Here is a 19,317-nt window from a genome sequence, read left to right on the forward strand (position 1 = left end):
ATGGCCGGAAGGGCGGTCTCTTACGAGAACCGTGGGATCAGAGCAGTAAGTAGACAGAACGTTCTACCTTCATGGAGGAACAATAGCGCTCGCCGGTACTGTGGGCAAGAGATGAACGAGATGACGACGGACAACTCCGACCGACGCGTCGCCGCGCGACCATCCGCGGCGCGCCAACGGATCCTGGATGCTGCCGACCACCTTTTCTACCTCGACGGTGTGCGTGCAGTCGGTGTCGACCGGATCATCGGAGAGGCAGCGGTCACCCGCGCCACGTTCTACCGTCATTTTCCGTCCAAGGAGACACTGGTGGAGGCCTACCTGGGTGCACGGGCGGACCGTGCACGTGCAGCGGTCGCCGCACTGCGGGCGGCGATGCCTGATGATCCCCGCGCTGTTCTGGATGCGATCGCTCGCGGTCTGGCCGAGGAATGCGCGATCGACGGCTTCCGCGGCTGCGAGTTCATCAATGCCGCAGCCGAATTCGCTGATGAGTCGGCGGCCGCCCGGCGGATGGCCGTCGATCAGCGACGATGGGTGCTCGATGTGACGACGGACCTCTTGGCCGAATTGGGCCGCCCACGTCCACGCGAGACGGCCGAGGCGCTGCTTCTCTTACGTACCGGCGCCTACTTCGCCACCGGCCTCGATCGGTCACCCACCGCATACGCGTTGTACCTGCGGATGTGTGACGCCGTCATCGACGGGCACATCGAGGCCTGACGGCAGGTCACGGGGAAGCGGTGGTAGGTGGGCCGCCGACCTTTGCCCGGGATTCGAGCCGGATCGTCTGGCCGCGTTGACTTCTCGTGTGTCGACACTATGTCTCAGTGAATACGCATCACGTGTCTTACAATTTGTACTACAATCGGACGATGGCTGACACCGTGACATTCCGACCCGACGAGGACACTTCTCGGGCGCTGTCGATCCTGACGGAAGACGGTACGCCCGTATCTGCTGCGGTCCGCGCTGCTCTGATCGACGCAGCAAGGCGCAAGGCTGCCAAGTCCCTCCGCGAGGAAGCGGAAGCATTGGCCGGCGACCCGATCGATCGAGCTGAGGCCGCACAGGTGCTTCGGGACATGGAGGCGTTACGTGCGAGGTGAGGTGTACCGGCTACGCGCTCCGAAGGATGTCCGCGGCCACGAACAGTCGGTCGCTCGCTACGCGGTGGTCGTGCAATCCGACCAGTTGCCCCTTTCGACCTGGCTGGTCGCGCCGACATCAACATCGGCGCGCGCTGCGACATTCAGGCCCGAAGTAGAGGTCGCGGGTCAAACGACGCGGGTCCTGGCTGAGCAGGTTGCGGCGGTTGACCCGCAGCGACTCGGAGAGAGTGCGGGTTACCTGACCTCCGAAGAGTTGCGGCGCGTCGATGCTGCGCTCCGCGTGGTTCTCGAGTTGTAGTTCGCCGCGCCTGGCCGCGCAATGGCGTGTAGGACAAATAGGGGCCGGCCGACCAAAGAGACTGCCGACGACGACGTGAACGTGAGTGCGAAACACGTTGAGGCGACGGAAAATACGCAGTGTATTTCTGGTAGCTCTCATATTCGGTTGCTGCGTATTCCACATGGTCGCCGCGATCGAAGACTGGAAGCCAAGATCAGACAGGCGCCTGGTTCGTCAGCATGAGGCGAAGCGCGATGCTTACCTTTGTTGGCGGAGAACTGCGTAATGCTGGCAGCGCAGCTATTATGACTGCATGGGTGTTGTGATCACAGTTCGCGACGTTCCGGACGCGGTGCGAGACGAGCTCGCAGGGCGGGCTGCACGGGCGGGCAAATCGCTGCAGGAGTACTTGCGTGGCATGCTGATGGAGTCTGCGGCACGTCCGCCGGTCGATGATGTGATTGCGCGGGCGCGGACGCGGGTCAGAGCGACAGGAGTTCGGGTCGACGCGGCCGCGATACTCGATGCGCGAGATGCCGACCGACAGTGACGGTCGAGGTCGTGTGTGACTCATCGGCCCTCGTGGCCCTGTTGCTCGACGATGGTCCGGACGGTCGCTGGGCGGTCGAGCAATTAACTGGCACTCGCTTGCACGCACCGCAATTGGTGATGTTTGAGGCAAGCAATATCATCCGCAGACAAGAATTAGCCGGAGTCGTCAGTGCCGACCAGGCGGTGCAGGCGCATGGTGATCTGCTCGACCTGTCGATCGAACAGTGGCCGTACGAACTTCTCGGTTCACGGGTGTGGGAACTGCGCAGCAATTTGTCCGGATACGACGCCAGCTACGTCGCCGTCGCCGAACTGGCAGATGCGCCTCTCATCACGCTTGACCGTCGCATAGGTCGGGTGCCAGGTCTGCGTTGTGAGGTGAAGGTTCCATGACCACGCACGATCGGTTGGCGTCTTCATTCGACAGGCAGCGAGCGTGAATAGTCTTGCGGCGCATCGTGATATGCGGTGGCGTACTGGTAAACCTGCATATTCGGTTGCTGCATATTCATCGTCGGGTTTTCGATGCTGGCCACTCGGCAGCGTTACGTATGACATGTCCCGCCGTATTTCGTCAGGCATACGGGCCGTTCAACGTACCGTCGTATACGCGGTCCTGGTCAGATCGGAACTTCTCTGCGTCAATCAACGGAGCCGACACCGAGCCGCGGGCGAACTCTGCACGCGAAACAAAGCTGCGTCGTCGACGTAGGGGGACGAGTTCTCCTATCCCACGGCCGTCGCGGGTAACCGTGAAGGAATCGCCGGCCTCCACCGCGTCCATAATCTCTCTGGAACGCATACGGAGGTCGCGTTGGCTTACATCGCGCGGCGCACCCGTCTGCCACAGGATAGCGCCGGATGGCACAACACGGAGGCCGCAACGACCCGTCCGCGAGTGGCAGGACGCTCGGTGGTGGTTGCGCCGATGACGGGCCGGCTCATTGCTATCCCTGGCGACCGTGACGCGAGCTCGGGCCTCGAGCGCACATGTCACTGAGTCTCAAATAGGGCGGCCAAGTCGCAACTACGAGGTCATCCGACAGAGCCGATCGGGGAATTCGGCTGCGGCGCAGCACAATAGGAGTGATGTACTGGTAACCCTGTATATTCGATTGCTGCATATTCGCAGCCAACGCACAGCCTGGCCACCCCGGAGCGTTACATGTAACATTGGGCCATGGCAGTGAGGGACAGGGTTGGTGAGTATCGACGCCGAATGCGTGAGCGCGGTTTGCGACCATTACAGGTCTGGGTTCCCGACGTGCGCACGCCCGAATTTGCCGCGCAAGCCCACACGCAGTCGGTTCTCGTCGCTCAGGCCGACGCCGATGGGGACGAGCAGGATTTCGTCGAGGCTATTGCGGCACCCTGGGACGACGAGGCGTGATTCGCGGCGAGATCTGGACCGTTGCGGGTGGCGTGTATGCATCCAAGCCGCGGCCTGCGGTCATCGTCCAGGACGACCTCTTCGATTCAACTCTGTCGGTGGTAGTTGCGCCGATGACGAGCCAGCTCATCGAGGCGCCATTGTTGCGCATTCGTATCCCAGGAGACCGGGATACGATCTCGGGCCTCGATCGGGACAGCGACGTGATGATTGACAAGCTGACCGCGGTCCGGCGGTCGAATGTACTGACGCGTGTTGGCCGTCTGACATCCGAGCAACTCGTGGAAGTCGAACGCTCGTTGATGGCGTTCCTGGGACTCGCGCGATGATGACGTGTAGGCAAATAGGGGGCCGGCGGCCGACGAATGTTGGGTGACAACGAATCTGAGACAAGTGACAAACACTTGAGACTCGCCACCTCGGAGATCAATCAACTTGCGGATCGCGATGAGTGACAGATGATTTGAGACATTGTTGCATGAGTCCGATGTCCTCGCGAGGAGGCGTCCTTTTCGGCTCGGAAACTCCGAGCTTCTGCGGTATGTTCGAGCGCCCCTTCAGTGGTACAAAGCTGCGAAGCTAAGCTCCTGCGCAAAGAGCGAGTGGGTAACCTCGCTACCACTTACGAAGTAGGTAGGGCGGCAGCGGCAGCGGCGACCTTGGCGGCAACGTGGTCCAGCGACGACCCCTTTGTGTTCAACCCAGCATGAGAAGCCAGCATCGGACTGACGTCATTGAGCTCATCAAAGTCCACTCCGTGCAGAACTGGGATCACACGACGTGTGGAGAGCAATACAGCGAGTTCCTTCTCGGCTACGCCCGCGGCCTCAATGCTTGCGAGTAGTGCAGGCGTCACCAACACAATTCCGACACGAGAATTGCGGAGTCCTCTGTCAATTTCACGAATCATCAGCGAGCCGAGCGGTAGATCTTCTTCGCTGAACCACACCGAAGCTCCGTTCGACTTCAGATGGCCATACAGTTCCTTGGCGCTGTTTTCGCGGTCGTCCCAGGCGTGACATAGAAAAAGGTCGCGACGTTCGGGGTGTGACTGCGCCTGCTCGCGTGCCTTCTCTGAGAAGGGCTCAACCGTACGCCATTCAGTCGGCGTGTACGACACCCGCCGACCAGATCTGGTCTCACGTGAGTGACTCGTACTGCCGGATGAACCCGCGAATCGCGACCCATTTGTGCCGCCATACGATGGACCACCGCGAGATGGATACGAGTAGGCCGACGGGTAATTCGCGCGACCGCCGCATGCTGGACAATTGGCGCGGCCACTCGCAGTCCGGTGACCTTGGTACGGCGCTGTGCATTGAGCCATAGTGAGATTCTAGATCCTCAGGTGATGCTGACCACCTGGACGCGCCGTGTGCGCGGCCAACGCAAGCACGAGTCGGCAACCCTGGCATACGGTCCCGATCGCACTCGCACAGTCCTGCCGTGCGGCACGCCAAAGAGTTCAAATTGGCTTGTCGTGTATCCAAGTGATTCGAAATCTGAATGACGACTTGAATCTGGGCGAGGGCCGTGGGATTCGTTCATGCAGTTCGCTTTCCACGCTGTTCGAGAATCCTGAGTAGACCATTGACTAGCAGCCACTGGTCAGCGCCAGGCCATCGAAGATCATCCGCGAGCATGGCCAGGATCCCGCGGCGATCTCGGGGACCGCAATTGGCAATCTCCGTGATTGCTGGACGAGTCGCTGCCCTCAGCGACCATACGGTCTGCGGAAACAGCGCTATGCGATCGTCAACTCCAACACTGAACTGGGGGTGTTCGAGGGCACGTCTCAGCCTGGCGGGCTGAGCAGTTCCGCCAGCCATGTACGCATAATCCCGCACACTGTCCCACGCGCCCTCGTAGAGTTCGGCGTCGACTCGGCCAGCGGTCACAAGTCGGCGCAAGAGCCGTTCCGCCTTCCACAGTTCCGCATCGAGGACACCCTGTCGTTGGGTATCACCGAGCCACTGGCCGTGACGTCGACAGAAGGCGAAGCGCACATGAGGGTAGGTCGATACCCGGTCCCCTGCGGTGCACGAGAGGCAGGCGGTTCTCGTGGATCGCTCCTTGTCCCACGTTCCGCGGGTCGTCAAGAACCCGATCCGCGCCCTCTCGTGGGCGGATTCGAACGCTGCGGGTTCCGGCCCGCCCAGCTCATTGATCACGAGTCCGAGTTCGCGAGCGCCATGCTCGCCTGCAATTCGACGCTGCCTGATGACCGCTTCCATCCACGAGCGGTCGACCGAATTCGCCTCGCAGAGCCGTTTGAGATACGAGTTCGGGGTCTCGAAATGGACCGGGCGGACGGGGACGGCCTGGCGCGGTATCCGGTCGGTGCTCATGCGACGCCGATCTGTCCAACGCCGACGAGGTGTTCTTGGGTGATGACTTCAGTGCCGGTGTCTTCGCGGTCGGCGATGGCGCCCGCCATCGCGAGAGATAGCACGCTGCGGAGGTCACCGATTATGCCGCCGGTCATGGTGAGCAGGACATCGGCAAAGGGCGCAAGATGGTCGGGGTCTGCATCAAGCAGTTGCATGGCCTGGCCCAGCGAGTTCACCAGGGCAGCCCAGTGGCCCCGCGATGTGTCGTCGCTGCCGACGAACGGACGCATTTGAGTAACTTGGCATCTGGCCATGATTTGCTCGGCCGGACGACTGGAGAGGCCTTCGAGGAGGTCAACGCCAGCGAAGACGCAGATCGCACCGGAGTCGTTCATGATCGTCTTCAGTGAGTTGATGGCGTCGTCACCGGTCTTTCCGTCAAGCTTGAGCATCTGGAGTTCGTCGATGATGAGAATCTGCGTGCGTCGGCGTCGTAGCGCATCGAGTGCCTGATCGGTGAGTTGATGTTGTGTCGCCGATTTGAAATTGTGGGGGATTCCGAAGAAGTGCAGGATCGAACTGGCGATAGATTTCGGGGAAGCCTTCGGTTCCATTTCGATGTAAGCAACAGGCGCATGGCCGCATTCTCGGAAGTCAGGCTGCCACTTTCCGATCCAGCTTTCGACGTCGGCCGCGAGGCGTATGAGCGCGGTGGTCTTGCCGATATGCGGCGGCCCCGTGAGCACGATGCCGCGTTCGCCCACCGTGTTCGGGTCGTGCATGCGCAGCAGCGACAGGCCTGTTGTTGTGAGGCGTCGCAGGGCAGGTGTCTTGACGATGAGTCCGTTGCTGAACCATTGGAGTCGCTGGTCGTCGTACAGAATCCGGTCGACCGTGCTGAGGTTGCTGAACTCGTTGCGCGACAGTATCTGTGGTCGTATCAGTCGGTTGTCGATTCGTTGGCGCAGTCCATCCAGTGAAGTCTTCCTACTTGCGGACTGCAGGGTCGCCTGGTTCATGGTGTTCGCGTCCTTTATGCGATGGTGTAGTCGTCTGGGTGCTCGCGCACGGCCACCGCGACAGGCAGCTGAGTCGGCTCGGTGGCCGTAGGGCGGGGGAGTAGGTCTTTCTTGCGGTTCGCGTGCTCTGCGGCGGCCTTCGTTGCCTTCTTCTGTTTGGCCTTGCTCGCGCGGGTCTTTCGTGTGTTGCTTTCGGCCTGTTCGCGGGCCGCCGACACACGCTCGGATTCGACATCGAGGAAATCCTGCGCCCAACTGGAGTGTGGATCTTCCGCTTGTGCGGTTGCCGACAGATTGGCCGCAGTGTTCGTCCCGTAGGGCAGTGTCGCGAGCCGGATTGAACGTGCGAAGCATGTGATCCACTCGCCGCTCTCGGGATGACGTACCCACACCCGTTCGGTGTCGTAAGGGTCTTGGCGGACTTCATGTTTGCCTGGTTTGGTGCGTACCTCATTCAGGTCAGGTGAATCGTAGATCTCGTTGCCGAGATGGACGCCGTCGGACCTGAAGGTTCGTTCGAACCGGGGCATTAGGGCGATGTAGTCGAACTGGGACAATGGAATTGGGATTCCGGCGCTTGCATCAAACGACGCGGAGTACATCTGGTTCGGCGTGAATGTTCGGCCAGGATGGTCACGGAGAACCAGGCCCTTGTGTGGGCGGTTCTGGTACACCGTGACGATGAACGACCACATCCCGTCCACGAGCTTCGTGAAGGGTATCGGCGTGCGTGCGTTACGGCCGCGGTGGTCTGGGCTGTTTCCGACGTAGGCGTCCAGGCGGCTGAGGAACAGACTGTTCATACTCTTGAAGAAGCGCTCGACGTGAGGCTTCGCAGTGGGCGAGTGGGGAGGCGCGTCGATGACACTCCAACCGAGCGTCTCGGCTGCGATTCGGCTAGCCAGGAAGTCCTTTCCTCGATCCATCGTGAGGGTCTCGACGGCGATGAACGGCATTGCAGGGGCGTCGCTGGTGGCCTGACCCATCGCGATCATCTCGTTGGAGGGAAGCGTCTTTGAGTTCGACAACCAGAGCGCTGAGTCCATGCGATCTATCGCGCCCCGCGGTAGGACAATCCGAGCGAACAGCACAGTGTGGTCGGTGGACGACGGTGCACCTGCGTGGATATGGAAACCGACGACGCTCCCTGTGAAGACGTCGATCGCCGCTGTCATGTACGGGCGGATCACCTTGCCATCTGGCATTTCCGTCTCGACGTCGAGCGTGTTCGAGTCGATCTCGACGTACTGACCGGGGTACGTGGCCAGGATGGGTTGGAATGCGCGGTGTGGCCTGTTGGACTCGCTGCGGCGGTGACTGGCCGTCTTGGTGAGGCCGGCTGCATCGAGGAGGGGAGTGAGCCATCGACGCAAGGTGCGGTCGCTGGGCCAGGCGATCTCGGCATTCGGGCTGTCTTGGCGGACTCGCTGCTTGATCTTGTCGAGGAAGTAGAGGACATCACGCGATGTAGCACCGATGTGATCCGCGATGACCCTCTGCGCGGCCGCGTCGACCTCGATGGGCACTCGGCGGCGCTCTTGGCGCCGCAGATGCCTGCGATCCACAAGTCCGGCGACTCCGTGCTGTCGGTACGCCGTGACCTTACGGAACAGACTCGCGCGCGATGTCTTCATACCCACGGCCTCGAGCTCAGAGAGCTTGCGCTGCAGGCGGTCTTCCTGGGTGGTGCCCGATCCGTAGCCCTCGCGTGGCTCCGCGGCTGGGTCGTGGGGATCGGGCAAGCCGCACTCGATCTCGTTCACGTGACGTTGCCAGAAGACGACGTCATCGCGGACTTCGGGCGCGAGCATCGCGAGCTGGACCCGGTCTTCGGCGGCGCGGGCGTAGGGGGTGTCCGCACCATGGTGCTCGAACGAGTCGTCTTGTGAAATCGCCGCCAGGTTTACCCACGCAGGGGAGCCTCCGGCGATCGGATTCAGCCGTGTGCCCTTCGCACCGTGGGCGTCAACGATCCAATCGCATCCGTCCCACGTGACGATGTCGCCGAGATTCACGCTCCGCAGTTGCACGGCTTCTCCTTGTTCACACTTTCGACGGTGCTGGATTCGGTGATGTTCGATTCGAAATCGGTGCGCAGGTAGCCGTGCCAGAGGAGATGACGCATGTGCGCCGCCGCCAGGTAAGGACGCCGTAGGTCGGCTGCAAGCGCGCCATCCCGGAAGGATCGCGGTGTCGCGAAAGCTAGTGCAAGTCTTGATAACTCGTCAGTTCCGGGGTGATACCGAGAATGTCGTGCGGCGCGGAGCCATTCGAGGTTCCGGATCTTGACTGGATGCACCTCGTGGATGACCGCGTGGCGCCACCCGACCACTGCGCAGACCTCCACAGTCTTCGAAAACTGCTCCAGTGCGACTGCAGTCATGCGTTCCGACGGCTTCACGTCGTAAACGACTTGGTCGCCGTTGCGAAGAACCGCAAAGAAGTCGGGGAAGTGGGTCGATCCGTCGGCGAACGCGATCTTCATCGGCTGGGAGGCAATCTGACGGATCTCGCCAACGAAGTCCAGCCACAGCAGCGTCTCAGCTTCGAGTGCCGATTCGCACCACACGTGCGTCCCCTGAGACGCGATGTACTGGCGTGAGTGGCGATTGAGCCGATTCTGATACTGGACGCCGGACCGGCAGGGGAACGCGCGGTGAAACGGTTCGTGGATCAGGTCAGCCGACACAGGCCTGGAATGCTCGACGCCGTCGAACCCGATCCATGCAACCGACTCTGCAGCTGTTACCGCAGCCGAAGACGATGCTGTCGTCATTTCGATTCCCTCTCGTAGTTTCTGGTTTCCGACACTAGATCGAGGGTCTGACAAATCCGGGTCGCGTTGTCGGCCCTCCGGTTGACACACCGAAACACTGGCGTTGAACGCACTCGTTTCTGGTTTTGTGCGACAATGCGAGGACCGCATAGCTGCGATCGAAACGAGAAACTGTGACCCTTTCCAACCCCCTTGAGAACCAAATCGTCGTTCCGCCGAGCGAGGCTGAGGCGTACCTCTCCCAGATGAGTATCCGGGCCGCCGATCTCTACGAGGCCATCGCAGCGGGCGATGTGGCGGCCGGCAACCTCACGACCCACCATCCAGTGATTGCTCCGGGAATCGAGCGATGGATTCACTCGACAGGACATCTTCGCGAGCGTCTCGCGGACACCGGACGGTGGTCTGGATCCGATCCGCAGAACCGGCCGGTTTCTACGCACAGCAGTGGCGCCTGGATCATCGCCCTGATCGGTGGCAACGAGGCGACCGGTGACAGTGAGAGTGCCATAGGTCCAAAAGCTGCTCGATCGAAAGGCAAGGCGACCGAGGAGGCAGCCAAGACCATCCCGCTCTTCAGCCTCGGTGGGTACCGAGCGTCGGTCAAGACGGAGGACGGCCCGCCGTCCGGAAACTGGTTTGTGCTTTACTACCGAGACGAAGATCAAGTCCGGATCGAAGTCTCGCTGCCCGCCGGATTCGACGGCAGCCTCGGGCAGTTCACGGGGTGGCGAATCCGTGTGATCCTCGAACCCTGGCAGCCCGAAGATAGCGTTCGTCGCCCGCTTGATATTGGAGGTCAAGATGTCGACTTCCGAGTGGAAGCCGTCGGATAGTGATCGACTCACGCCCGAGCGCATTCAGCTGGCGCGTATGCGCCGTGGACTCACCAAGGCCCAGCTTGCTCGTGCGATCGGTGTCACGCCGAGGTCAATCACGACGTACGAGACTGATGGTGCGCCGGTAGCGAGTGCAGGAGCACTGGCCGAAGCGCTCGAGTTCCCCGTCGCCTACTTCACACGCCCAGACCCAGCAGATGTGTCTACCGCAGACGTGAACTTTCGTGCAGCTCGACGTGCAGCGGCACGAGAGAAGCATGCCGCGGTGGCTGCTGGTGTGGCTGGCATTGAGATCGATCATTGGATCTCGGAGCGCTTTAAACTGCCGCCTGTCGACTTGCCGACTTTTGTAGGGGAGAAGCCCCGGACAGCAGCACGGCTTCTGCGAGCGGTGTGGGGGCTGGGCACAAAGCCACTGCCAAACCTCGTACAGCTCGCCGAGTCACGCGGTATCCGCGTCTACAGCCTTCCTCCGATGGCGGACGCGGTCGACGCATACTCCATCCGCCGCAACGAGATTCCTTATGTCTTCCTGGCCAGAAGAAAGAGCCCAGAACGCACCCGCTTCGATCTTGCCCATGAGATCGGGCACTTGATTCTGCATGCGGACGAAAGCCCGGACCTCGTTTCCGAGCAGGAGCGCGAAGCGGATGACTTCGCCTCAGAGTTCCTGATGCCGGCGGCTACCATTGTCGAGTATCTACCGCAGAATCCCTCGGTTCACGATCTTCTTGAAGCCCGGTCGCTTCTCAAAGTCTCCGCTATGGCGCTAGCGTTCGCAGCCCACAAGGTGGGACGCATGTCCGACTGGGCATACCGCCAAACATGCATTCAACTCTCGCAGCGCGGATACCGGACTGGGGAGCCTGGCGGAATGTCGCAGCATGAAATTTCGCGCGTGTTTCCCCAGATACTCGGCCGATACTCCGAATCGTCTGCGTGGACGATCGCACGTGATCTCGATCTACCGGTCAGCGATGTACACGACCTCACATTCGGTGCGGAACTGCGTGCAGCACATACCACGAACGCGGCGTCTATTGCACACACAGGTGAGCCCGACGAGTTTCGGCCGGTTCTGCGCCTGGTGCACGACGCCTGAAGTCACTGGAGCTGCAAAACGTCACCGCACGCTTCAACGAGATGGCGACCACAACAGTCTCAACCACATGTCACTGAGTCTCAACTAGGGTGGCAGTGTCTCAACTAGTCTGTCATCCGACAACGAATAACATAGCCGACGACAACGACGCACCCAAGGCAATATGCAGTGATTTACTTGACATAATGTATCTTATCGGCAGTTTTGCCTATCTAGTTCACAAACGCATCAAACACCCCGACGGTCGCGGACCTTCCCGACGCCAACGACTTCTGGTTCCAGCTGAATGGTCTTCCGGCGGACGAAACCCCACTCGACAGACAAGCCCATTACTGGAGCATCTGCGAGAGATTTCACGTCAGCAAGTACCAGGCGATCCGACATCGCGACTCGAAGCCCGGCTGCGCGATCTGTCGTGGTCGCGTGTTCATAGCAGGTGTCAACGATTTCGCCACAACCCATCCCACCGAAACCGCGTACTTCGTCCGACCCGGCCCATCTGGTGGTACTCCCGAAACAACATCTGCGCTATCCGATCGCATGGCGACCTGGCGCTGCGACCAAGGCCACGAATTCGACGTGCAGTTCCGCGTGATGGCCCAGCATGAGCGTCACCACTGCACATGCGCTCGCCACAAACGCGTCCATCGCGGCGTGAACGACCTCGCGTCACGAAACCCGATTCTCGCGAGACAGTGGGACACTGACCGCAACGGCAAAGGCCCCCACACTGTCACGGTCTTCAGCAGTCGCCCGGTCTGGTGGACGTGTCCGGCCGGACACCACTTTCGCACCTCCCCAGTAGCCCGACGCTTCCTCCCGCCAGGGGCTAACGGATGTCAACAATGCTGGCTGTCCTCCCCCATCGATCCCGACCTTCACCGACATCGCGTCGCGCCGGAGCTGTGCCCCACCCCAGACGAACTCGACCGCTACTTCGAGACACCACCCGACCGCTCGCTACGGCCGACGACGTCCCAGAAGCGCACGACAGCAGAGACTTCCGGCCGTCGGCGCGCGTACACGCGATACAGCGAAGAGACGAAGGCCGCCGCCATCAACCTCTACGCCGACCTACGCGACAGCCACCGATCGCGCCAAGCCACCGACCGCGCGGTCGCGGCACAACTCGGCATCAGAGACCTCGGCAATATCAAGAAGTGGCACCGGGAGCGCGGCGTCGATCGTTGGTGAGACAACGGCCCTCGGTACACCGATCACATAGGACAGACCGGCAGGCGGCCACTGGCGAGCGGCGAGCACGCGGACAGGATCGACCCTCCACCTGACAGAACGTGAGCCTATCGGCGAAATCGTCTGTCGAGGCGTCAGAGCCGCATCCAACAAGCGTGGGTGGTCACCGAAATGGCGAACTTCCATTCTCGTCGCGTTTGCGTCCGATGTTGGCAAGATTTGACAAGTCCTCGGCCACTCGGCATATGTCGAGGCGATTCCCGGTCTGTTTGCTGGCGCCGAAACCAGCACCGCGAGCCGATCCAACACGCCGCCCTGTCCACATCGCTGCGCGGTAGCTGCGTTCCGGTCGCGAAGACTGTATCTTTCGAGGCTGACGGTAGCGGCACTGCGGCGGACCGGTATTGGAGGTTCCGATCTCTGCGTTCGAGGAGTTGCGCACGCATGGCTGCCTTGGTGCGGCCGGCCTCCGCTCAGTACGGAATCTGATGCAGGAGGAGCTCCAACGATTCCAGGCCCTTAAGCATGCGTGCGCTGAGATCGACGACTTCGTCCAGGACTTCTTGGTCGACCGTATTAGGCCGTTGACCGCCAAGTTGGTGGCAGAGGCAACCAGTGAAGATTCCGTCGGACGCCTGCTACGGAAGTCAATCCGTAACTGGTTGATCGACAGAGCCAGAGCAACCGGGACGGGTCCCCTTCGCCGTGCTGTCGAGAAGGTCCTTTCCGACGAAGACGCTTTCGAGAAAGCAGGAGGCGGCTCGGGCGCTGGCTGGTGGCGGTTGACCGGATCGCAGGCCGCGCCCTGGGGAGGCGATCCGTGTGTTCTCCTCGAGGCAGCCTGGAAGGTTCCGGACGTACGGGTGCCGAAGTGGTCGAGTACCTCGCGCCGCCCTCCGGTCGCGGACCGGCCGTCGCTGGTTGCCATCCTCGAGGCTGTGTTCCGGGCAGCTGGCGGAAGCATCGAGGTCGCTGAGCTCGTCCACGTGCTCGCCCAGCGATTCGCAGCAGCACTGGATCCGATCGTCACTGTGGCCGGCGAGCATGATGACCTTGCGTCGACGCCGGCCTCAGAACCGACTCCCGACGATCTTGTTGTTGCCGACGAGTCAGACGCCGATACCGCCAGGGCCGCTGCAGAGATCGTCGGCAGGCTGTCGGACATCGAGCGTGCGATCGTCCCGTTGCTCGACGACGGTGGCGCGGTTCGGAACCGCCTCGGCCTCGGCAAAAGTCAGTCCGCCCAGTTCGCCTCTCGACTCAAGGCGAAGATTGTGCAATTGGCAGGAACTGGCCCGGAGTCCGAGCATGTGGTTCGGGAGGTGATTTGGTTGTGTGGTGGGCCTGCGACGACGTAGGGGCGCGGACCGGACACAGTTGGCAGTGTGACGTCAGAGATAGATGGCACACCAACCCCCAACTCGAGCGGATTGGACGGAAATCGTGAACGAGCCCAACGTGCCCCGTCACCTTCTCGAACTGGCTCGGCAAGCAGCGGTGGCCGGCGCACTAACGGAGGCCGGACGGCAACGACGTTTCGGCGACACAAGTGACCTCACGATCAAGGCCGGTCAAATCTGGCGTTGTGTATGGCAGGACGTCACCATGCTGGTGCTGATCACCGAAGTGAATGACACTGAGATCACGGCGGTGCCGGCGACTGTTGACCCAGCTGTCGAGGATGTTCAGTGCATAGTCCTGGCAAACACCGAGACCGTCCTCGGAGTAGAGGTCACACTGTGGATGGACCTTCGGAGCAGTCTTCCACTACGCGTTCTCGACGAGATTGTGGACGAACTTTCTCCGAGCGTCGCTGACACCATCCTCGCTAGCGTGTCCGATCCGAGTCGGGCACTCCACGCGGGGCTACGTAGAGGTACAGCGACGCTCACCGAATTCGAGCACGCAGCGACTGCCAGAGCAGAGATCGAAGATGGGCTGGATCAGCTGCAGTCATCCCCCGCGCTACCCGTCCAAGAAGAAGAGGGACAACCAACGAGAACATTGGCGTCCATTCTCGGCACTAACACTGATCTGAGATCGATGGTTAACGCGCTGAGGCCTTTCGGGTTCAGCCAACCCGAGGTAATGCAGCTACTCCACGGCAAGAGACCAGTACCTCCTGAAATCGTGGAACCGATCGCGGAAGTCACTGGAATCGATACTGGGGCAATTGCATGTGCAGTGCAACCGCTTCCAGTTGGTTTTGTCAGAGAGGTTGATCATCCACGATGGCGTCGGACGTGGCGGGAGCGGGCGCAACGCGAGGCAATAGACGAGGCTGCGGCGCGCATGAAGGTGAGTTATGAGATGTTCGCCAGAGCAGCACGTCAAACAGGCGACCAGGAGCCGGATTGGAGTGCGCGACTAGCCCAATACCGGTCGTCTCAGGGAGAACGGGGTAGACGCTGATGCGCGGCAGGTATCCGAGCGAAGCACAAGCTCAAGCGCGATCGATGATAGCAATCGTTGACGATCTCCATCCGGGAGCGGTGAACCGGCTGAGGTCCGATCCTCTTGCCGAACTGATGTCGTGGGGCGAACTGACTGTGAATGTCGTCGCGGAGACACCAGGTGCGGAAGGCTGCTCGGTGGCCGGGAGCTACCTCCACGACCCGCCAACGCTCGTTGTGGCGAGCTCCAAGTCATACCGGCGAAGGGGCTTTACCGCTCTCCACGAACTGGGCCACCACCTTCAGCAGACAGATCTCGACCTCGGCAGCAAAATATTCCAACACCACGATCCAGAACGCTTCGAGGAGGAAGCCTGCGACGCGTTTGCCGCGCAAGTGCTGTTGCCGGACGCAGACCTCGAAGGCAAGATCGACCGACGCGGCCCGGTCGCCCAGGACGTCGTCGACCTATTCGCAGAGCACTCGTCGGCATCAAGAGAGGCATGCTGTGTCTGGGGTGCCAGGCATTTGCGCGGATCCGGTGTCGTCATCTTGCTCGATCGAGTTGGCACAGTGCTGTTCGCTGCACCAAGATCCTGCATCCCACCGGGTAAAGGGTCTGATCAGTCCGGCACGCCGCTGATCGCGGCGGCCCTTCGTACGTCCGGCACTGGTGCCTCAAGCGATGACACTCATATCCAGTACCGCGACGGGCGAACCAGCGACTCGCTGTACGGGGATGCTCGGTGGTTGGATGACGAATACCTGGTCGCCATCCTCGTCACCGACAACGCGGCGTGGAGGCCCCTGGCACTTCCACGTCCCGACACCGCGCGCGGCGGAAGCGCGCGGTGGTGGACCTGTGAGACGTGCGAGAACACCTTCCCGGCCACCGACCGTTGTGATCGCTGCCACGATCCACGGTGCCCCGACGGCCACTGCGGATGTGACGCAGCCCGGGCAGCCAAGGACAGGCTCTGTACAGCGTGCTTCCTCACACTGCACCCTTCACGATTCGACGCTGGTAGCGATACCTGCAAGGAATGCTCCTGATCCTCCAGCAAACCTCGACCGGACGATTCTCGCGGTGTGACGTCAGACCATGGTGACGCCCCTCCATCCCGGAGTCGGCACCTCACCGAGGAGGCACCATGGCCTACCGAAGCGCGATTACCGGGCGCTATATCGCCAAGTCGTCCGCAGCACGGCACCCGAGCACCTCTGTCCGGGAGTCGTCTGCTGGGAACCGCGACACCGGCACGCACCATCGCAGCGCCGCGAGCGGGCGGTTCGTGACCTCCGCCACCGCCGCACGTAACCCTAAGACCACCGTCACCGAGAACCGCTGACGCCGGGTACAAGAGGCTGGACGATGACCAGGAAGCGTGGGAAAGACATCAGCGCAATGACCGCGATCGGCCCCAACGGGCAAACCCGCACGATTCCGGAACGGGTGGCACGCCGCGTCTGGGTGGCATCGGGCGGACGTTGCGCGATGTGTAACCGCTATCTGGTCGACGAAGAGGTCACTGGCCAGAACGTGATGATCGGTCAGTTGGCCCACATCGTCGGCTGGTCGACTGCCACAGGCTCACCCCGCGGCGCGGATGAGCTACCGGCACCACAGCGCAACGAAGCCGACAACCTCATGCTGTTGTGCTACGACCAGCACAAAGTCATCGACGACCGAGACCTGTGGACCGTCTTCGACACTCACACATTGCGAGCGATGAAGCGCAAGCACGAACTCCGGGTCCGGAAGCTCACTGACATGGGCGAAGAGCGAGCTACCACCGTTCTCCGCGTTGTCGGCTCCATACACGACCAAGCAGTCGACCTCACCGAAGCCCGAGTGCGAACAGCCCTACTCGAACGTGACCGATTTCCAGACTGGACTTTGCGTGGCGCAGACGAATTCGAGATCGACCTGAGAGCTGTGCCCGGCGAACGCCGAAGCACCGCCGGTTACTGGGCTGGAGCATGGGACCATCTCCAGGACCGACTCGATCACCTTCACACCCAGGTCCGCAAGGGCACCGTAACGCACCTGTCTGTGTTCCCGCTCGCACGAATCCCGGTACTCATCCTTCTTGGCACACTGCTCGACGACACCGTCCCGACCGAGCTCTACCCCAAGCGCCGCGACGGAGATGAAGGCTGGGGATGGACACCGGACAGCGAAGAACACGAATTCACCTTCACCTGCGTCCATACGGGCAGCAACACGCGAAACGTGGCAGTCCTGCTGTCCGTATCCGGCTCGATCGATCCGTGCAGACTCCCCGACGAGATCGACAGCAGCTTCACGGTCTACGAGATCACGCCAATCGGAACCATCCCTGCGACCGGCCTCATCACCACCCCCGCGACCCTCGACGAATTCAGTCGGTCGTGGCGCGCCGTTCTCGCCCAATTCGAATCCGAACACCCTGATGCCAAGTCTATTCCGACCTTTCCGGCGATCCCCGCAGCGGCAGCGGTCAGCGTGGGCAGACATCTCATGCGGGTAGCCCACCCACCGCTACGCATCTATGACCGGGTTTCCGGACACGAAACGTACCAGTACACCACTTCTACCCCCTCTGCCTAGGAGCAACCGTTGACCGCTTCGACCATGGACGCACTCTCAGCGCTCCTCTCCGGTTCAGCCGATATTCTCGACATCCCTCCGCGGACCAGGGAGGCCGCGATCGCACGATATGAGGACGTGGGACACTTCCTGGCCGAAAGCGGAGGCGCCCAGTGGAGCGTGTACCCGCAGGGATCATTTCTCATCGGAACCGCCATCCGCCCCCCGAGTACCACCGACGAGTACGACATCGATCTCGTCCTGCACAAGGTGATCGACAAAGAGAGCACCACCCAGGCAGATCTGAAGGAACAGGTCGGCGGGATGCTTGAGGAATATCACCTGCACAAGATCGGCGCCGATGATGGGCCCGACGACTTCTTCGAGAAGCGGCGATGCTGGACCCTGTCCTACAAGGAACTGGGATTCCACCTTGACGTCCTGCCGGCCATCCCTGACGCGGAGTTCCTCCGCTCGTCGAACGCGATTCTGCTCACCGACACCAAACTTCGTCCGTGGCAGCATGCCAATCCGAAGGACTACGCCAGCTGGTTCCGTCATCGTTCCGAGGAGATGTTGTGCAAGCTCGTTGCGAGTGCCAAGGCCGCGAACGTCGACAGCGTCCCCGACTGGGCCGTTCGCTCCACCCTTCAGCGCCTGGTTCAAGTGCTCAAGTGGCACTGCTATCGCGCCTTCGAAGAAGATATCGATGATCGGCCGCCGTCAATCCTAATCACCACACTCGCTGCCCACGCCTATCGAGGCCAAGACAACCTCGCAGACGCGCTCCTCGAGGTAGCGCAAGACATGCCGAACCACATCGAACGTAGCAACGGCAAGTGGGAAGTCCGAAACCCAGCGCAGGAGAAGGAAAACTTCACCGACAAGTGGAACGAGCCGGACACGGCTCACCGTCGAGCGAAGTTCATGCGGTGGCGCGAAGCCGTTCAGCGCGACCTTGAAGCGGCCTCGAACTCGCAGGGCGCCGGGATCGACGTACTCGTCGATCGGCTGGCTGGCTCGTTCGACCGCAGCGTCCTCGTCGCGTCTGCAACCCGATGGGCAACGGACACGAACAGCTTGCGTCGAGCCGGGAAACTCACCGTCAGCCCTGGCACGGCCACACTGGGAGTGGGGGCCGGCTTGGCGTCGCCGCGACACACCTTCTACGGACATGCGCACTCGTAACCGAGGTCTCAGCGTCGGTCAGCAGGCTCTAGCCCTGCGCACGCTCCTCCCACACGCGAGAATCAAGTTGGGCGCCAATGTACTCACGGCCATCGCCGATCTACAACCGAACCCACTCAGTCGCCGATACACCGTCCGCATCAACTATCGCTACGGCGACGTCCCCGAAGTCCACGTCGTAACCCCGACGCTCCGCCTCCATCCCGAAGCTCAAGAGCTGCCCCACATCTATCCCGGCGACAGACTCTGCCTTCACCTGCCCGGAGAATGGCAACCAACGATGTTCATCTCCCACACCACCATTCCCTGGACCAGCGAATGGTTGATGTACTACGAAGTCTGGCTCGTCACCGGCAGGTGGAATGGTGGGGGACACGGCGAGCCAATCGACTGAAGCCGAATCTGGACTGACCACTCTCCGCAACGACAAGCTCCGATCGGATCACCTGCCTGCTGCTATCCATGCACCGAACAGTATTCACTGGCGTGTCCCCCGTGAACCGGTCCGGTTGGTTCTAGAGTCCTGATTGCCCTGATGAGGGCGGAGAAGGGACGATAGGGAGCATGGCGGGA

The 19,317-nt window shown here is 61.4% G+C and carries 21 protein-coding genes; 16 read left to right on the forward strand and 5 right to left on the reverse strand.

Annotated features, from left to right (window positions below; translation table 11 throughout):
• The first annotated feature begins 120 nt into the window (after window positions 1–120).
• From AAFP30_RS24595 to AAFP30_RS24615, 5 genes are all read left to right on the forward strand, one after another.
• The gene (locus AAFP30_RS24595) at window positions 121–723 is read left to right on the forward strand and encodes a TetR/AcrR family transcriptional regulator (RefSeq protein WP_419232664.1); all 603 of its coding nucleotides are present in this window, start codon (window positions 121–123) and stop codon (window positions 721–723) included.
• 152 nt (window positions 724–875) lie between these two features.
• Complete coding sequence (locus AAFP30_RS24600; RefSeq protein ID WP_419232665.1) at window positions 876–1,109, forward strand: hypothetical protein; 234 nt, start codon at window positions 876–878, stop codon at window positions 1,107–1,109.
• Window position 1,110: 1 nt separating this feature from the next.
• Window positions 1,111–1,410 (forward strand): type II toxin-antitoxin system PemK/MazF family toxin, encoded by a 300-nt coding sequence (locus tag AAFP30_RS24605; RefSeq protein ID WP_419232688.1) that lies wholly within the window; start codon window positions 1,111–1,113, stop codon window positions 1,408–1,410.
• Window positions 1,411–1,705: 295 nt separating this feature from the next.
• Window positions 1,706–1,942 (forward strand): FitA-like ribbon-helix-helix domain-containing protein, encoded by a 237-nt coding sequence (locus tag AAFP30_RS24610; RefSeq protein ID WP_419232666.1) that lies wholly within the window; start codon window positions 1,706–1,708, stop codon window positions 1,940–1,942.
• Entirely contained in the window at window positions 1,939–2,337 is a 399-nt protein-coding gene (locus tag AAFP30_RS24615; protein ID WP_419232667.1) for a type II toxin-antitoxin system VapC family toxin, read from the forward strand. The genes AAFP30_RS24610 and AAFP30_RS24615 overlap by 4 nt, the downstream gene beginning before the upstream one ends.
• 181 nt (window positions 2,338–2,518) lie before the next feature.
• Here the strand turns inward: AAFP30_RS24615 and AAFP30_RS24620 are convergent, their stop codons facing one another.
• Window positions 2,519–2,941, reverse strand: coding sequence for a type II toxin-antitoxin system Phd/YefM family antitoxin (locus AAFP30_RS24620; RefSeq protein ID WP_419232668.1), 423 nt, complete (start codon window positions 2,939–2,941; stop codon window positions 2,519–2,521).
• Window positions 2,942–3,124: 183 nt separating this feature from the next.
• Here AAFP30_RS24620 and AAFP30_RS24625 point away from each other — a divergent pair, with 183 nt between their 5' ends.
• Together AAFP30_RS24625 and AAFP30_RS24630 are read left to right on the forward strand one after the other, a co-directional pair.
• Window positions 3,125–3,334, forward strand: coding sequence for an antitoxin MazE-like protein (locus tag AAFP30_RS24625; RefSeq protein WP_419232669.1), 210 nt, complete (start codon window positions 3,125–3,127; stop codon window positions 3,332–3,334).
• Window positions 3,331–3,663 (forward strand): type II toxin-antitoxin system PemK/MazF family toxin, encoded by a 333-nt coding sequence (locus AAFP30_RS24630; RefSeq protein ID WP_160902223.1) that lies wholly within the window; start codon window positions 3,331–3,333, stop codon window positions 3,661–3,663. Before AAFP30_RS24625 ends, AAFP30_RS24630 begins: the two co-directional genes overlap by 4 nt.
• 293 nt (window positions 3,664–3,956) lie before the next feature.
• Here the strand turns inward: AAFP30_RS24630 and AAFP30_RS24635 are convergent, their stop codons facing one another.
• From AAFP30_RS24635 to AAFP30_RS24650, 4 genes are all read right to left on the reverse strand, one after another.
• The gene (locus AAFP30_RS24635) at window positions 3,957–4,454 is read right to left on the reverse strand and encodes a toll/interleukin-1 receptor domain-containing protein (RefSeq protein ID WP_419232670.1); all 498 of its coding nucleotides are present in this window, start codon (window positions 4,452–4,454) and stop codon (window positions 3,957–3,959) included.
• A 1,224-nt stretch (window positions 4,455–5,678) separates the two neighbouring features.
• Window positions 5,679–6,683: an ATP-binding protein gene (locus tag AAFP30_RS24640; RefSeq protein WP_419232671.1), complete on the reverse strand. Its 1,005-nt coding sequence runs from the start codon at window positions 6,681–6,683 to the stop codon at window positions 5,679–5,681.
• Between the two features lie 14 nt (window positions 6,684–6,697).
• Window positions 6,698–8,713, reverse strand: coding sequence for a Mu transposase C-terminal domain-containing protein (locus AAFP30_RS24645; RefSeq protein ID WP_419232672.1), 2,016 nt, complete (start codon window positions 8,711–8,713; stop codon window positions 6,698–6,700).
• Entirely contained in the window at window positions 8,695–9,459 is a 765-nt protein-coding gene (locus AAFP30_RS24650; protein ID WP_419232673.1) for a TnsA-like heteromeric transposase endonuclease subunit, read from the reverse strand. Before AAFP30_RS24650 ends, AAFP30_RS24645 begins: the two co-directional genes overlap by 19 nt.
• 173 nt (window positions 9,460–9,632) lie before the next feature.
• On the opposite strand from AAFP30_RS24650, the gene AAFP30_RS24655 reads away from it, so the two are divergent.
• From AAFP30_RS24655 to AAFP30_RS24695, 9 genes are all read left to right on the forward strand, one after another.
• On the forward strand, window positions 9,633–10,295 hold the full coding sequence (locus AAFP30_RS24655) for a hypothetical protein (RefSeq protein WP_419232674.1): 663 nt from the start codon (window positions 9,633–9,635) through the stop codon (window positions 10,293–10,295).
• On the forward strand, window positions 10,264–11,400 hold the full coding sequence (locus AAFP30_RS24660; protein ID WP_419232675.1) for a helix-turn-helix domain-containing protein: 1,137 nt from the start codon (window positions 10,264–10,266) through the stop codon (window positions 11,398–11,400). Before AAFP30_RS24655 ends, AAFP30_RS24660 begins: the two co-directional genes overlap by 32 nt.
• A gap of 540 nt (window positions 11,401–11,940) precedes the next feature.
• Window positions 11,941–12,594, forward strand: coding sequence for a zinc-ribbon domain-containing protein (locus AAFP30_RS24665; protein WP_419232676.1), 654 nt, complete (start codon window positions 11,941–11,943; stop codon window positions 12,592–12,594).
• A gap of 488 nt (window positions 12,595–13,082) precedes the next feature.
• On the forward strand, window positions 13,083–13,952 hold the full coding sequence (locus AAFP30_RS24670) for a hypothetical protein (RefSeq protein ID WP_419232677.1): 870 nt from the start codon (window positions 13,083–13,085) through the stop codon (window positions 13,950–13,952).
• Between the two features lie 247 nt (window positions 13,953–14,199).
• Window positions 14,200–15,006, forward strand: coding sequence for a hypothetical protein (locus AAFP30_RS24675; protein ID WP_419232678.1), 807 nt, complete (start codon window positions 14,200–14,202; stop codon window positions 15,004–15,006).
• On the forward strand, window positions 15,006–16,040 hold the full coding sequence (locus AAFP30_RS24680) for an ImmA/IrrE family metallo-endopeptidase (RefSeq protein WP_419232679.1): 1,035 nt from the start codon (window positions 15,006–15,008) through the stop codon (window positions 16,038–16,040). The genes AAFP30_RS24675 and AAFP30_RS24680 overlap by 1 nt, the downstream gene beginning before the upstream one ends.
• Before the next feature lie 676 nt (window positions 16,041–16,716).
• The gene (locus AAFP30_RS24685; RefSeq protein WP_419232680.1) at window positions 16,717–17,577 is read left to right on the forward strand and encodes an SAVED domain-containing protein; all 861 of its coding nucleotides are present in this window, start codon (window positions 16,717–16,719) and stop codon (window positions 17,575–17,577) included.
• A gap of 24 nt (window positions 17,578–17,601) precedes the next feature.
• Window positions 17,602–18,744, forward strand: a complete 1,143-nt coding sequence (locus AAFP30_RS24690; RefSeq protein ID WP_419232689.1) for a cyclic GMP-AMP synthase DncV-like nucleotidyltransferase — start codon at window positions 17,602–17,604, stop codon at window positions 18,742–18,744.
• On the forward strand, window positions 18,731–19,138 hold the full coding sequence (locus tag AAFP30_RS24695; protein WP_419232681.1) for a hypothetical protein: 408 nt from the start codon (window positions 18,731–18,733) through the stop codon (window positions 19,136–19,138). Before AAFP30_RS24690 ends, AAFP30_RS24695 begins: the two co-directional genes overlap by 14 nt.
• Window positions 19,139–19,317: the final 179 nt, after the last annotated feature.

This window comes from Gordonia sp. CPCC 205515, from assembly GCF_048537925.1.
Taxonomy (GTDB): domain Bacteria; phylum Actinomycetota; class Actinomycetes; order Mycobacteriales; family Mycobacteriaceae; genus Gordonia.

Excerpts from the sequence above, each read along its gene's own strand:
- AAFP30_RS24595 (WP_419232664.1), top strand. The coding sequence starts at position 121 with ATGACGACGGACAACTCCGACCGACGCGTCGCCGCGCGACCATCCGCG.
- AAFP30_RS24600 (WP_419232665.1), top strand. The coding sequence starts at position 876 with ATGGCTGACACCGTGACATTCCGACCCGACGAGGACACTTCTCGGGCG.
- AAFP30_RS24610 (WP_419232666.1), top strand. The coding sequence starts at position 1,706 with ATGGGTGTTGTGATCACAGTTCGCGACGTTCCGGACGCGGTGCGAGAC.
- AAFP30_RS24625 (WP_419232669.1), top strand. The coding sequence starts at position 3,125 with ATGGCAGTGAGGGACAGGGTTGGTGAGTATCGACGCCGAATGCGTGAG.
- AAFP30_RS24640 (WP_419232671.1), bottom strand. The coding sequence starts at position 6,683 with ATGAACCAGGCGACCCTGCAGTCCGCAAGTAGGAAGACTTCACTGGAT.
- AAFP30_RS24650 (WP_419232673.1), bottom strand. The coding sequence starts at position 9,459 with ATGACGACAGCATCGTCTTCGGCTGCGGTAACAGCTGCAGAGTCGGTT.
- AAFP30_RS24660 (WP_419232675.1), top strand. The coding sequence starts at position 10,264 with ATGTCGACTTCCGAGTGGAAGCCGTCGGATAGTGATCGACTCACGCCC.
- AAFP30_RS24665 (WP_419232676.1), top strand. The coding sequence starts at position 11,941 with ATGGCGACCTGGCGCTGCGACCAAGGCCACGAATTCGACGTGCAGTTC.
- AAFP30_RS24670 (WP_419232677.1), top strand. The coding sequence starts at position 13,083 with ATGCAGGAGGAGCTCCAACGATTCCAGGCCCTTAAGCATGCGTGCGCT.
- AAFP30_RS24675 (WP_419232678.1), top strand. The coding sequence starts at position 14,200 with ATGCTGGTGCTGATCACCGAAGTGAATGACACTGAGATCACGGCGGTG.
- AAFP30_RS24680 (WP_419232679.1), top strand. The coding sequence starts at position 15,006 with ATGCGCGGCAGGTATCCGAGCGAAGCACAAGCTCAAGCGCGATCGATG.
- AAFP30_RS24685 (WP_419232680.1), top strand. The coding sequence starts at position 16,717 with ATGAAGCGCAAGCACGAACTCCGGGTCCGGAAGCTCACTGACATGGGC.
- AAFP30_RS24690 (WP_419232689.1), top strand. The coding sequence starts at position 17,602 with ATGGACGCACTCTCAGCGCTCCTCTCCGGTTCAGCCGATATTCTCGAC.
- AAFP30_RS24695 (WP_419232681.1), top strand. The coding sequence starts at position 18,731 with ATGCGCACTCGTAACCGAGGTCTCAGCGTCGGTCAGCAGGCTCTAGCC.